Raw genomic sequence first — 13,171 nt, forward strand, 5'->3', positions numbered from 1 at the left:
CGGGGGGGGCGGTGCTCGCCACCATCCTGCTGGCGACCTCGCTCAAGGAGACGCGGCCGGTCGAGGCGCGCGCAGGCAGTTCGTTTGGCACCGCGCTCTCCGCCTATCGCTTCCTGATGGGCGACCGCAACTTCCTTGGCCTGGCGTCTATCGGCGGCTTCGGGATCGCCAGCTTCTTCGTCTATCTATCGAGCTCCTCTTTCATCCTGATCGACCATTACGGGCTATCGCCGTCGGTCTACAGCGTGTTCTTCTCGATCAACGCGGTCGCCTTCATCGGCATGTCGCAGTTGACGGGGGTGCTGTCGGAACGGTTCGGGCTAAGGCCCGTGGTGCGGGTCGCGGTGGTCGGCTATGCGACGACGATGGTGGTCCTGTTCGCCGTGATGGCGTCCGGCGTCGACCGGCTCGACGTGATGGCGGCGCTGCTGTTCGTCGGCTACGGGTTCCTCGGCCTGGTGATCCCGACGACTTCGGTGCTGGCCATGGAAGAGCATGGCGCGATCGCCGGCACGGCCTCGGCGCTGATGGGCACGCTGCACTTCGCCATCGGTGCGGTCGCCATGGGCATCGCCGGGGTGTTCTTCGACGGCACACCGCTGCCGATGGTGGCCGGCATCACGCTTTGCGCGGTGATCTCCTTCACGCTGGCCAAGGTGACGCTCGGTCGTGGTCGAGAGGTTGTCGAAGCGCCCGCCGAATAAAGCAATCGCTATCGACGACAGAAAAAGGCCGGTCATTCCCGGCCTTTTTAACGTCTGAGATCAAGCTACAAGCCTGCCTCGGCGAAGATAAATCGGAGTCGCGCCTCGACCGGCGCCAAGGGCAACGGGATCAGCTCGTAGCCCAATTCCGTGTAGACACTGGTGAGCGCATGATAGGTGCGTTCGGCCTCGTCGAGGGTCTGCTTTCGCTCGCTGTCCTGCCGAAAGATCTCCGGCCAAGGTGGTGCGATGAAGACATGACTGGCGTAGCGGAAGCGTTCGGCGGCATTCCTGACGTGGCCGGGCACCGGCAGGCCAGTTAGCCTGATATAGCCAAGGGTGTCCGGCACGCCGCGATCGAAGAAGACGGGGCCGTTCTGTTCGAGCGCTGCGTGATACGAACGCATTTCCCAGGACAGCATCAGTTCGGCGAACAGTGCCGGATCTTGCCAGGGCAGGGCAAGGCCGCCTATCGCCGATTGGTCGCGGATAATGCTGCGTCCGGCTTCGGGCGAGGTGGCGAGGCCGGCCGTCCGCAAGGCTTCGATCAATGTGGTCTTGCCGGAACCCGGACCGCCGGTCAGCACGAAGAATCGATCGGAATCGTTTTGCATTCTTTTGGTCCTTTGGATGAATGCGGCAGCCCGCACTTGCCAGCAAGACAGCTTCGCGACGGGGCGCAGCGCAAGAAGCGCGGCCAACAAGCCTGCTGCCGTCATAATATCGAAAGGGGGAAATCGAAGGGGGAGAAGTGGAGGTTTCTGTTGCCAGGTACCTCCGAACCCCGCCTAGAAGTGCGAACCACTAGGGCTTGAATTGAAGCTATCGCACCGCTTACGCGGCGAGACGTGCTTCCGCATAGTTGTCGTTGGCAACTATAAGTTTAGCCCGATAACGGTGGTACAATGCCGGGCAAAAGTACGATCTTTACACCTTCGTCGATCCTATTTCGCCCCCAGCAAAAGCCGCTCTTCAACAAGAGCGGTTTTTGGTGGAGGCGCCGGGTACCGCCCCCGGGTCCGAACGGCTTATTTCATCGCCTGTTTATCGCCATAGTCGGTCAAGCCGACCAAACAGATATAGGGACCGATCGTGGAAAATGAAAGGCCTCAATGATGCTTTGTCGCTGAGTCAAACGGCATCGCGAAGGCTTGACTTGTGAACGGTCTCAACCGAAGCTTTGCGGCGGTGAGGCGTTACCGACTTAGCGCACATTTTGCGGCAGCGCGCCACAACCCTCATCGACCGGATCCCGTGGCGCCGACGAGGGGAAATTTGATGGCCGATTATTTCGCAGACGTAAAGAAGTACGACGCCGCGGCAGATGCCGACGCGGTCGCCAAGATCGTGAAGCATTTGGGCATTGCGCTCAGAAATCGGGATTCCTCGCTGGTGTCCTGCACGGATCCCAAGGAACTCGATCGCGTCAAGGCCAACTGGGTTGCCAAAAAGCTCGGCATCGCCGACGGCAGCAAGGCGGACGCGGCCATCGAAAAGACCTGCAAGGCGATGGAGGCCGACAACACCAAGAGCCGTGTGACCTTCTATTACCTGGTCGCCAAGGACCTGGGCAAGCTCGCCAGCCTCTGAGGATCATCCTGCAGCGGCGGATGCTGGCGCGATTTTCGCGCCAGCCCCAGAGTGTAACTGTTTGTTGGAGCATTCTGCGCTTTAATATGTTCGGCCGGCAGCCAGTCGGTTATGATGGCCGGTAACCCGAATCGAGCCGAAGCCGATGCGCCAATATCTCGACCTCTTGAAGCACGTGCTGGAAAACGGCGCCGATCGCGGCGACCGGACCGGCACCGGAACGCGCTCGGTGTTCGGCTACCAGATGCGCTTTGACCTTGCGCGCGGCTTTCCGGTCACCACCACCAAGAAGCTTCATCTGAAGTCGATCGTGCATGAACTTCTGTGGTTCCTGGCGGGCGACACCAACACTAGATATCTCAACGACCACGGCGTCTCGATCTGGGACGAATGGGCCGACGAGAATGGCGACCTCGGCCCGGTCTATGGCAAGCAATGGCGCTCTTGGCCGGACGGCCATGGCGGCGCCATCGACCAGATTGCCAATCTCTTGAAGGAGATACGCAAGAATCCTAATTCCCGACGGCTGATCGTTTCGGCGTGGAACCCGGCCGAAGTGGAAGCCATGGCGCTGCCGCCCTGTCATTGCCTGTTCCAGTTCTATGTCTCGGAGGGCAGGCTCTCCTGCCAGCTCTACCAACGTTCCGGCGATATCTTTCTCGGCGTGCCGTTCAACATCGCTTCCTACGCGCTGCTCACTCTGATGGTGGCGCAGGTGACGGGGCTGAAGCCCGGCGATTTCGTCCATACGCTGGGTGACGCGCATCTTTATGCGAATCATTTCGAGCAAGCGCGCGAACAGTTGCGCCGCACGCCCAAGGCGCTGCCGACGCTATGGATCAATCCGGAGGTGAAGGACCTCTTTGCCTTCCGCTTCGAGGATTTCCGGCTGGAAAACTACCTCGCCGATGCTACAATCAAGGCGCCGATCGCGGTGTGAGCCGCAAACATCGGGCTTTTCCCGATCCTGTCTCAAATCGCTCGGCTGCTGTCCGTTCGTCGATGCCGACCACGATATCCGATGCTTTGACCTACGGCACCGGCCCGCAACGTTGCGCTGTATCCACCTCAATTGATCGTAAGCGGTGCCAACAACACGCAATGCCATTGACCGGGCCACTAACTGAGCCATTGTCCGGGCTAAGTCTGGCAAAAAGCCTTCCCTTGTTATATTCACGTGGATATATCGATTGTCAGGCTCGCGCCGATCAGATTTTCAAATCCGGGAGAGTTTCATGCTGGTGCGCAAGGGTTTCGGATTGAAGGCGGCTGCCATTGGCGGTCTCACGACGATGTTGATCGCCGCCATGCCGGTTGCCCATGCGGATGACAGACTGATCGTCTTCGCCGCCGCAAGCATGAAGAACGCACTGGATGCCGTGAACACTGCCTGCGAGGCCGATGTCGGCGAGGCGGCAACCATTTCCTATGCGGCAAGCTCCGCATTGGCCAAGCAGATCGAGGGCGGCGCGCCGGCCGATGTCTTCATCTCGGCCGACCTCGACTGGATGAAATATCTGTCCGACAAGAAGCTGACCAAGCCGGATACCGAAGTGAAGTTGCTCGGCAACCAGATCGTGCTGGTGGCGTCGAAGGATTCGTCGGTCGAAACCAGGATCGAGACGGGTTTTGATCTTGCCGTGCTGATCGGCGACGGCAGGCTTGCCATGGGCGATTTCAAGGCGGTGCCGGCCGGCAAATATGGCAAGGCGGCCCTTGAATCGCTCGGCGTCTGGTCCTCGGTGGAAGGCAAGGTGGCGCAGGCCGAGAATGTGCGCGCCGCGCTCAAGCTGGTTTCGACCGGCGAGGCAGCGCTCGGCATCGTCTACGCCACCGACGCGCACGCCGAGCCCGGCGTGAAAGTGGTCGGCACCTTCCCAGAGGATTCGCATCCGCCGATCGTCTACCCGGTTGCCCAGATGGCGGATTCGAAGGACAAGGACACGCCGGCATTCCTGAAATGCCTGCAGTCCGCCAAGGCTGGCGAACTCTTCAAGGCGCAGGGTTTCACGGTCCTTACGCCGAGCAACTGAGGCACGACGCCAAAAGATGAACTGGCTGCTGGACCTCACTCCCGACGAATGGAATGCGGTCCGGCTGTCCGTCAAGGTGGCGACAGTGGCGATGATTGCCAGCCTGCCGCCCGGCATATTGATCGCGCTTGTGCTCGCCCGTGGACAATTCTGGGGCAAGACGCTGCTCAACGGGCTGGTGCATCTGCCGTTGATCCTGCCGCCGGTGGTTGTCGGCTATCTGCTGCTGCTCTCCTTCGGCAGGCGCGGCCCGGCCGGGGCCTTTCTGGCCGAGCATTTCGGCATTGTCTTCTCCTTTCGCTGGACGGGTGCGGCACTGGCCTGCGCTGTCATGGGCTTTCCCTTGATGGTGCGGGCGATCCGGCTGTCGATCGAGGCGGTCGACCGCAGAATCGAGGCGGCAGCCGGAACGCTTGGCGCCAATCCGCTGTGGGTGTTCGGGACTATCACGCTGCCGCTGATCCTGCCCGGCCTGATCGCCGGCGCGATCTTGTCTTTCGCTAAGGCGATGGGCGAATTCGGCGCAACGATCACCTTCGTTTCCAACATCCCCAACGAGACGCAGACGCTGCCATCGGCGATCTACACGTTCACGCAGGTGCCGGGCGGCGATGCCGGCGCGCTCAGGCTGACGCTGATCTCGATCGTCATCTCGATGGCAGCACTTGTCGCGTCGGAAGTGCTGGCGCGGCGCGTCGGCAAGCGGATGGATACCGAATGACGGTCGTGGTCGATATCAGCCATCGGCTTGGCAATTTCGAGGTCGACGCCCGCTTCGAGAGCGCCGGGCGGCTGACCGCGCTGTTCGGGCCCTCGGGCTCCGGCAAGACAACGCTGATCAACATGATTGCCGGCCTTATCCGGCCCGATAAGGGGCGGATCGAGGCCGACGGCCGCGTGCTGGTCGATATTGATGCGCGCCTGTTCGTGCCGAAGCACAAGCGCCGCATCGGCATGGTGTTCCAGGATGCGCGGCTGTTTCCGCATATGAGCGTGGCCAGCAATCTGCGCTACGGCCACTGGTTCACGCCCACGGCGGAACGCTATGCGGACATGAATGCGGTGGTCGAACTGCTCGGCATCGGTCCTTTGCTCGACCGGCGGCCGGCGAACCTTTCCGGCGGCGAGAAACAGCGCGTGGCGATCGGCCGGGCGCTGCTCGCCAGCCCGAAATTGTTGCTGATGGACGAGCCGCTGGCTTCGCTCGACGAGGCCCGCAAGGCAGAAATCCTGCCTTATATCGAGCGGCTGCGCGACGAGACGAAAATCCCGATCGTCTATGTCAGCCATTCGATCTCTGAGGTGGCGCGGCTGGCAAGCGACGTCGTTGTGCTGGCGCGAGGCAAAGTCGCTGCTTGCGGCCCGACCGGGGCGATCATGCAGCGGCTCGACCTGTTGCCGGCAGAAGAGCGCGGCGAGGGCGGCGCGGTGCTGGACACCGCGGTGCTGCGCCACGACGAAGTCTTTGGCATGACCGTGCTTGGCTCTGCGGCGGGCGAGATCCGCGTGCCGCTTCTGACAACGCCGGTCGGCGCGCTGGTGCGCATCCGCATCCGTGCCCGCGATGTGATGATCGCCACCGGACAGCCGACGGGCCTCAGCGCGCTCAACATCTTGCCGGGCACGATCGTGGCGATAGAACCGGGCGAAGGGCCTACGGTCGAGATCGGCATCGACTGCAATGGCGCAACCGTGATTGCCCGGATCACCGAGCAATCACGACAGACGCTGAAACTTCAGCTCGGTCGAAAAGTCTACGCGGTGGTCAAGACGGTAAGCTTCGACCGGGCGAACACAGGCGCCGGCTTGCCTGTCGAGGCGGATGGATAACGGGCGGATGGTTGTCGCTATATCGATTTGGAATAGCGGTATCGCTGGAGAGGTTCTAGTATGGCTGCGGCGTGACTGCGGAGGAGTGGAATGCCGTCGCTGAGCTTGCGGATAAACCTCGATCCAGAAGGGCGCATCGGGCCGGGCAAGATCGAGCTCCTGGAGCAGATCGCCGCCTTCGGCTCGATCTCGGCTGCGGCGCGCGGCATGGAAATGTCCTACAAACACGCCTGGGATCTGGTCGAGGACATGAACCGGGTGTTCGGCAAGCCGCTGGTCGCGGCGCAGACCGGTGGGAAAAAGGGCGGCGGCGCCCAGTTGACCTCGGTGGGGCTCGCGGTGGTCAGCCGCTTTCGCGCCATCGAACGGGCTGCGGCTTCCGCGGCGGCGCCGCATATGGAGGCACTGCAGGCGGAGATCGATGCCGGGTGAGGTCGGTGGAGTCTGTGCCGGCCAAGCCTACCCCTCCTACTCCTCAGGCTCGCCGGGCTTGCGCAGCAGATAGGTGTCCATGATCCAGCCCTTTTTCCGGCGGGCTTCCTCGCGTGTCTTCGCGATCTCGTCGCCGACATCGCCGAGGCGGCCGGAAATCAGGATCTCGCCGGGCGTGCCGAGATAGGCGCCCCAGTGGATGACGAGGTCCTTGTCGTCCAGCGTGTTGAAGGCGCATTTGCCGTCCAGCATGACGACGGTGCTACCGGCATTGTCGGGCAAGCCTTCCTCGGTGAGCCGACGGCCGGTGGTGATCTGAACCGCATCGCCGATGCGGTTCAGCGCGGTTCTGTGGCTGGCGGCGAGCGCCTGGACAGCGGTGATGCCTGGGATCACCTCGAGCTCGAACGCGACATTGCCTCTCATGCGCACGCGCTCCAGGATGCGCAGCGCGCTGTCGTAGAGCGAGGGATCGCCCCAGATCAGGAAGGCGCCGCAGCCATTTTGCGAAAGCTCATCGCGGATCAGGCCTTCATAGATCGCGGCGATCGCCTCGTGCCAGTCGTCGACGGTCGAGCGATAGGAGGGGGCCGGCTCGGCCCGCACCGGCACGTCGAACTCTACGCGGCGCGAGTTTGGATTGGTGACGAATCGGTCGCAGATCTGGCGGCGCAGTTCTGCGAGATCGTTCTTCTTCGCGCCCTTGTCGGGAATGAACAGCACCTCGGCGCGGTTCAAGCCGTCGATGGCCTGCACGGTCATGTGGTCGGGATTGCCGGCGCCGATGCCGATGACGAGAAGCTTGCGCATGGCCGAACTCCTGCCCGATCGGAACGTCGGTGTCCAGACAAGCCTGGCAAGCGCCGACGAGTGCGCGGAAGGGCTTTGAAACTCCACATTGAAACGGCTAGAGTCATACCGGCATTCTCGCCAAGGGAGCTTCCATGTTCCGTTATGTCCTGACCGCAGCGCTGGCGCTCTCGGCCACGCCCGTATTCGCCAATGATTCAATCGCCGAATTGGGAACGGGCGGCCTGATCCTGTCGCGCAGCGACGCCGTCGCGATGGAGAGCGAGGATCTCTATATCTCGCCGGAAAAGGTGACGGTCGACTATGTCTTCCGCAACAACACCGACAGGGATGTCGACGCGATCGTCGCCTTCCCGATGCCCGACATCGAAGGCGATCCCAACGAGATGCCGGCGATTCCCGACGGTCAGAGCGACAATTTCCTCGGCTTCGAGGTGACGATCGACGGCGTGGCGGCAAAACCGCAGCTTGAGCAGAAGGCGTTTGCGCTCGGCATCGACATCAGCGCCGATTTGAAGGCGCAGAACGTGCCGTTTTACCCGTTCGGCGACGCGGCCAAGGCGGCATTGGCAAAGCTGCCGCAAGCGGTTGCCGACGATTGGGTCGATCGCGGCCTCATCATCGAGGACACCGCCGACGATGGTTCGGGCATGAAGACCGTCTACGTGCCGTTCTGGCAATTGCGCTCGACCTATTGGTGGCGCTCGACCTTTCCAGCCAACAAGGCAGTCCGCGTCGCCCACCGCTACAAGCCGAGCGTTGGCGGCACGTCCTCGGTCAGCTTCTTCTATGACGGCCAGTTCCAGGGCCAATACGCCGCCTATAAGACCCGCTACTGCATGGACCAGACGTTCGAGAATGCGATCCGCAAGGCAGCGAAGGGCAATCCCGACGGCACTCTGAGATATTTCGAGAACCGCATCGCCTATATCCTGACCACTGGCGGCAACTGGGCGACGGGCACCATCGGCAAATTCAAGCTGACTGTCGACAAGGGCGACCCGAAGAACCTGGTCTCGTTCTGTGGCGAAAACGTCAGGAAAGTCGGGCCGACGCGTTTCGAGATGACGGCGCAAAATTTCTACCCCGAGCACGACATCGACATTTTTCTGCTGGTGCCTACCGATGGCGGCGATGGCGGGAGCGGTGGCTGATGGACGTCGCGATCTATGTCGCCATCGCCGAAAACGGCGTGATCGGGCGCGACGGCGGTTTGCCGTGGCGACTTTCCAGCGATCTCAAGCGGTTCAAGGCCGACACGATGGGCAAACCTATCATCATGGGCCGCAAGACCTATGAAGGCATCGGCAGGCCTCTGCCTGGGAGGCTCAACGTCGTGGTCACCCGCGACAAGACCTGGCGCGCCGAGGGCGTCGAAGTCGTGCATTCGCTCGACGACGCGATCAGTCTGGCGAAGGTGCGCGGGCGCTGCATGGCAGGCGCCGACGAAATCTGCATCATCGGCGGCGGCGAGATCTATGCCCAGGCGCTGCCCCTGGCCGACCGCTTGCATGTCACCCATATCCTTGCCGCGGTCGACGGCGATGCGCATTTCCCGCCTATCGACCCGGATTCGTGGCGCATCGTCCGCTCGCAGGACGTTCCTGCCGGTGAAAAGGATAGCCATGCGACACGCTATTCGGTTTACGAGCGACGCCGCGACGTGCATTGAGAGACGATAAAGGGTCGCGACGGTCCAAAACGGACGGTGTCGACGACCGATCGCGTTGAAAGCGCGCCGTCGCGTCCCTATAGAAGGACGATACTGGATTTTGCGCCGTCAGGCCGGCGCGTGAGGGAGCGAAAGGACATTCATGCCCTGGAATGACAAAAGCGGCGGAGGCGGCGGCCCATGGGGCGGCGGCAACAATCCAGGACCCTGGGGGCAGGGACCGAAGGGGCCCAGCGGCCCGCAGGGTTCGCCTCCCGATCTCGAAGACATTATCCGGCGCGGCCAGGACAGGTTGCGGCGTGCTTTGCCGGGTGGCGGTGGGGCAAGCCCAGCCGTGTTCGGGCTGATCGCGGCAGCGCTTGTCGTGCTGTGGGCGTTCAAGGCCGTCTATACCGTGCAGCCGGACGAGGTTGCCGTCGAACTCAGATTCGGCGTGCCAAAGACGGAGCTCTCGCAGCCCGGCCTGCATTTCCATTGGTGGCCCATCGAAACGGTCGAGACAGCCGTCATCGCCGAACAACTCGTCGATATCGGCGGCGGCACGACCTCCGGCAACGGTTCAGGCCTGATGCTTTCTGGTGACCAGAACATCGTCAATGTCCAGTTCTCTGTCGCCTATCAGGTCTCCGATCCGAGGGCCTATCTGTTCGATGTGTCCGATCCCGACGGCATGCTGCGGCAGGTCGCCGAAAGCGCCATGCGCGAAGCCGTCGGCCGTCGGCCGGCGCAGGACATCTTCCGCGATGATCGCGAGGGCATTGCGGCGTCAGTGCGCGAAATCATCCAGACGACGCTGGACGGCTATAAGGCCGGCCTGAACGTCAACGCGATTTCGATCGAGGATGCCGCGCCGCCGCGCGAAGTGGCCGACGCCTTCGACGAAGTGCAGCGCGCCGAACAGGACGAGGACAAGTTCGTCGAGCAGGCCAACCAGTATTCCAACCAGAAACTCGGCCAGGCGCGCGGCGAGGCCGCACAGATCCGCGAGGACGCGGCCGGCTATAAGAACCGGGTCGTGCAGGAGGCCGAAGGTGAGGCGCAGCGCTTCATCTCGGTCTATGACGAATACGCCAAAGCGCCGGATGTGACGCGCCAGCGGCTTTATCTGGAAACGATGGAGAGGGTTCTGAAGGATTCCAGCAAGGTCATTATCGAGCAAGGCAATGGACAAGGGGTTGTTCCCTATCTGCCGCTGCCGGCATTGCAGCAGAAGGCGCCGGCGCCGGTCCTCGGAGGAACCCAGTGATGGCCAACCGTCTTCCCATCATCGCCGTCATCGCAGCGGTCATCCTGTTCCTGCTTTATTCGTCGGTCTTCGTTGTCAATGCGCGCCAGCAGGCGCTGGTGCTCAGGTTCGGCGAGATCGTCGACGTCAAGAGCCAGCCGGGCATCTATTTCAAGGCGCCGTTCGCCTTCTTCGATGCCGACAGCGTGCAGTTGATAGAAAACAGGGTGCTGCGCTTCGATCTCGACAACATCCGCGTCCAGGTTTCGGGCGGCAAGTTCTATGAGGTCGACGCCTTCATCGCCTATCGGATCTCGGATCCGCGCGTGTTCCGCTCCGCTGTGTCCGGTCAGATCGAGCTGGCCGAGGCACGATTGAGGACGCGTCTCGACGCCGCCTTGCGCCGTGTTTACGGTCTGCGCGACTTCGAGGCGGCGCTCTCGGAAGAGCGAGCCGTGATGATGCGTGAAGTGCGCGATCAGTTGAGGCCCGACGCCACGTCGCTCGGCCTGCAGATCGAGGATGTCCGCATTCGCCGAACCGATTTGACCGCAGAAGTCTCGCAACAGACATACGACCGCATGAAGGCTGAGCGTCTGGCCGAAGCCGAGCGGCTGAGGGCGCGCGGCAACGAGGCGGCGCAGCGCATAAGGGCTCGCGCCGACCGCGAGGTGGTGGAGATCGTCGCCGAGGCGCGGAGGGAGTCTGAAATCCTGCGTGGTGAAGGTGAAGCTCAACGCAGCGCCACCTTCGCGGACGCCTACCAGCGCGATCCGGCCTTCTTCGGCTTTTACCGGTCGATGAATGCCTACGGCACGGCGCTGGACAATACCGGGACGACGATGGTGCTGTCGCCGAATTCGGAATTCTTCCGTTTCTTCCGCAATCCCGCCGGCGCGGATACGCCGGCAGCGCCGCCCGCAGCACCTGCTGCGCCGGCAGCGCAGCCAGGCACCGGCCAGTAACGGCCGGTGCAGGATTTTCTGGCGGCAATAGGCTTGGTTCTCGTCGTAGAGGGCCTGGTCTATGGCGGCTTTCCTGGCCTCGCCAAGAAACTTGCAAGCGAAGTTCTGTCGATGCCGGAGAATGCGCTGCGGATCGCCGGACTGATCGCAATCGCTGTTGGCGTCGGCATCGTCTGGCTGGTGCGTGGTGGGTGACGTGATCGGTCTATGATTTCGGATAACGGAGGATTTATCCTGTGCCGATAGCCATAGCCGCAAACGTGCCGTATTTCTTGCCAACATGACTCGACGCAGCGTTTTCGGCGAGCGCTTTTCCTTTCTGAGACACCGGGAGACTTCTCGATGACATCCAACAGCTTTTTGCGCGCGGCGAGGCGGACGTTCACCGCAGGTGCTGCAGCACTTCTTATTGGCGCCGCTACCGTCCCGTCGCTGGTGACGCCGACGGCCGCCGCGGATGGCCCGGCTTCGGTCGCCGATCTCGCGCAGGGCCTGCTGGGTGCCGTGGTCAACATCTCGACCTCGCAGAGGGTGAAGGGCACGGAGGGGCCTGGCGCGGTGCCGATGCCGCAGCTTCCAGAGGGCTCGCCCTTTCAGGATTTCTTCGACGATTTCTTCAAGAACCGTCCCGGCGAACAGGGCGATCGCTCGCAAAAGGTGCAGTCGCTGGGCTCCGGCTTCGTGGTCGATGCCGAGCAGGGCATTGTGGTGACGAACAATCACGTGATCGCCGATGCCGATGATATCGAGGTGAATTTCTCCGACGGCGTGACGCTGAAGGCGACGCTGGTCGGCACCGACACCAAGACCGACGTGGCGGTGCTGAAGGTCGATCCGAAAGGGCACAAGCTGACGGCGGTGAAATTCGGCGATTCCAGCAAGATGCGTGTCGGTGACTGGGTGATGGCGATCGGCAATCCGTTCGGCCTCGGCGGCACCGTGACGGTGGGTATCGTCTCGGCCCGCAACCGCGACATCAATTCGGGTCCCTATGACGATTTCATCCAGACCGATGCCGCGATCAACCGCGGCAATTCCGGCGGACCGCTGTTCAACAGCAGCGGCGAGGTTATCGGCATCAATACGGCGATCATCTCGCCGTCCGGCGGCTCGATCGGCATCGGCTTTTCCATTCCCTCGCAGCTCGCGTTAGGCGTCGTCGACCAACTCCGTCAGTTTGGCGAGACGCGGCGCGGCTGGCTCGGCGTGCGCATCCAGCCGGTGACGGACGACATTGCCGAAAGCCTCGGCATGGCGACGGCCAAGGGCGCGCTGGTCGCTGGCGTCATCAAGGGCGGACCCGTCGACAACGGCACCATCCTGGCGGGCGACGTCATCATCAAGTTCGACGGCAGGGACGTCAATGAAATGCGCGACCTGCCGCGCGTCGTCGCGGAAAGCTCGGTCGGCAAGGCTGTCGACGTGGTCATCGTGCGCAAGGGTGTCGAGCAGACCGTGAAGGTGACGCTTGGCCGGCTCGAAGATGGCGAAAAGCTTGCCAGCAGCGAGGACGGCAACACCGATCAGGACAATGGCGACAAGGCGCCTGCCGTTTCGACGGCTTCCGTGCTCGGCATGACCGTTGGCGAGCTCAACGACGAGACGCGGACGAAATTCGGCATCGCCGCCGAAGTCTCCGGCGTCGTCATCACCGAGGTCACCAAGGATTCGGCCGCCGCCGAACGCGGCATCCAGGCCGGCGAGGTGATCACCGAGATCGCGCAGGAATCGGTCGCCACGCCCAAGGATGTCATGGACCGGATTGCCGCATTGAAGGAGCAGGGACGCAAGAACGCCCTGCTGATGCTGGCGTCGAAGACCGGCGAGTTGCGGTTTGTGACGATCCGGATGGATTGAGTCTGGTAGCTTCACAGGCACGTTGAAACATCCCATGGGATGTACTATTTTGA

At 62.4% G+C, this 13,171-nt stretch carries 15 protein-coding genes and 1 other RNA gene; 13 read left to right on the forward strand and 3 right to left on the reverse strand.

Features of this window, described 5'->3' with window-relative positions; translation table 11 throughout:
• Nucleotides 1-704 (forward strand): MFS transporter (locus EOB36_RS18540; protein ID WP_128285420.1); only part of this gene is annotated, 704 nt, incomplete at its 5' end.
• A gap of 65 nt (nucleotides 705-769) precedes the next feature.
• Here EOB36_RS18540 and EOB36_RS18545 read toward each other — a convergent pair.
• Together EOB36_RS18545 and ssrA are read right to left on the reverse strand one after the other, a co-directional pair.
• Nucleotides 770-1,318: an AAA family ATPase gene (locus EOB36_RS18545; protein WP_095483372.1), complete on the reverse strand. Its 549-nt coding sequence runs from the start codon at nucleotides 1,316-1,318 to the stop codon at nucleotides 770-772.
• A gap of 136 nt (nucleotides 1,319-1,454) precedes the next feature.
• Nucleotides 1,455-1,813: a transfer-messenger RNA gene (gene ssrA, locus EOB36_RS18550) on the reverse strand.
• A gap of 169 nt (nucleotides 1,814-1,982) precedes the next feature.
• On the opposite strand from ssrA, the gene EOB36_RS18555 reads away from it, so the two are divergent.
• The 6 genes from EOB36_RS18555 (at nucleotide 1,983) to EOB36_RS18580 (ending at nucleotide 6,589) form a co-directional block, all read left to right on the forward strand.
• Nucleotides 1,983-2,294: a DUF2853 family protein gene (locus EOB36_RS18555; RefSeq protein ID WP_095483373.1), complete on the forward strand. Its 312-nt coding sequence runs from the start codon at nucleotides 1,983-1,985 to the stop codon at nucleotides 2,292-2,294.
• Nucleotides 2,295-2,439: 145 nt separating this feature from the next.
• Entirely contained in the window at nucleotides 2,440-3,234 is a 795-nt protein-coding gene (locus EOB36_RS18560; RefSeq protein ID WP_095483374.1) for a thymidylate synthase, read from the forward strand.
• A gap of 298 nt (nucleotides 3,235-3,532) precedes the next feature.
• On the forward strand, nucleotides 3,533-4,327 hold the full coding sequence (modA, locus tag EOB36_RS18565; RefSeq protein WP_095483483.1) for a molybdate ABC transporter substrate-binding protein: 795 nt from the start codon (nucleotides 3,533-3,535) through the stop codon (nucleotides 4,325-4,327).
• 16 nt (nucleotides 4,328-4,343) lie between these two features.
• The gene (gene modB / locus EOB36_RS18570) at nucleotides 4,344-5,048 is read left to right on the forward strand and encodes a molybdate ABC transporter permease subunit (protein WP_095483375.1); all 705 of its coding nucleotides are present in this window, start codon (nucleotides 4,344-4,346) and stop codon (nucleotides 5,046-5,048) included.
• Entirely contained in the window at nucleotides 5,045-6,157 is a 1,113-nt protein-coding gene (gene modC / locus EOB36_RS18575) for a molybdenum ABC transporter ATP-binding protein (protein WP_095483376.1), read from the forward strand. The genes modB and modC overlap by 4 nt, the downstream gene beginning before the upstream one ends.
• Before the next feature lie 90 nt (nucleotides 6,158-6,247).
• A complete protein-coding gene (locus EOB36_RS18580) occupies nucleotides 6,248-6,589 on the forward strand; it encodes a winged helix-turn-helix domain-containing protein (RefSeq protein ID WP_095483377.1) in 342 nt (113 codons plus the stop codon).
• A gap of 36 nt (nucleotides 6,590-6,625) precedes the next feature.
• Here EOB36_RS18580 and cobF read toward each other — a convergent pair whose 3' ends face one another.
• A complete protein-coding gene (gene cobF / locus EOB36_RS18585) occupies nucleotides 6,626-7,399 on the reverse strand; it encodes a precorrin-6A synthase (deacetylating) (protein ID WP_128285421.1) in 774 nt (257 codons plus the stop codon).
• Nucleotides 7,400-7,533: 134 nt separating this feature from the next.
• On the opposite strand from cobF, the gene EOB36_RS18590 reads away from it, so the two are divergent.
• The 6 genes from EOB36_RS18590 to EOB36_RS18615 all read left to right on the forward strand — a co-directional run bounded on the left by EOB36_RS18590 (nucleotide 7,534) and on the right by EOB36_RS18615 (nucleotide 13,118).
• A complete protein-coding gene (locus EOB36_RS18590) occupies nucleotides 7,534-8,553 on the forward strand; it encodes a DUF4424 domain-containing protein (protein ID WP_095483379.1) in 1,020 nt (339 codons plus the stop codon).
• Entirely contained in the window at nucleotides 8,553-9,071 is a 519-nt protein-coding gene (locus EOB36_RS18595; protein WP_095483380.1) for a dihydrofolate reductase, read from the forward strand. Before EOB36_RS18590 ends, EOB36_RS18595 begins: the two co-directional genes overlap by 1 nt.
• Before the next feature lie 142 nt (nucleotides 9,072-9,213).
• Nucleotides 9,214-10,317, forward strand: coding sequence for an FtsH protease activity modulator HflK (hflK, locus tag EOB36_RS18600; protein ID WP_095483381.1), 1,104 nt, complete (start codon nucleotides 9,214-9,216; stop codon nucleotides 10,315-10,317).
• Entirely contained in the window at nucleotides 10,317-11,261 is a 945-nt protein-coding gene (locus tag EOB36_RS18605) for a protease modulator HflC (protein WP_095483382.1), read from the forward strand. The genes hflK and EOB36_RS18605 overlap by 1 nt, the downstream gene beginning before the upstream one ends.
• Before the next feature lie 6 nt (nucleotides 11,262-11,267).
• A complete protein-coding gene (locus tag EOB36_RS18610) occupies nucleotides 11,268-11,456 on the forward strand; it encodes a DUF2065 domain-containing protein (protein WP_095483383.1) in 189 nt (62 codons plus the stop codon).
• Nucleotides 11,457-11,603: 147 nt separating this feature from the next.
• A complete protein-coding gene (locus tag EOB36_RS18615) occupies nucleotides 11,604-13,118 on the forward strand; it encodes a DegQ family serine endoprotease (protein ID WP_095483384.1) in 1,515 nt (504 codons plus the stop codon).
• The last annotated feature ends 53 nt before the right edge of the window (nucleotides 13,119-13,171 follow it).

It is taken from the genome of Mesorhizobium sp. M6A.T.Cr.TU.017.01.1.1, from assembly GCF_004023115.1.
Classification (GTDB): Bacteria; Pseudomonadota; Alphaproteobacteria; order Rhizobiales; family Rhizobiaceae; genus Mesorhizobium; species Mesorhizobium mediterraneum.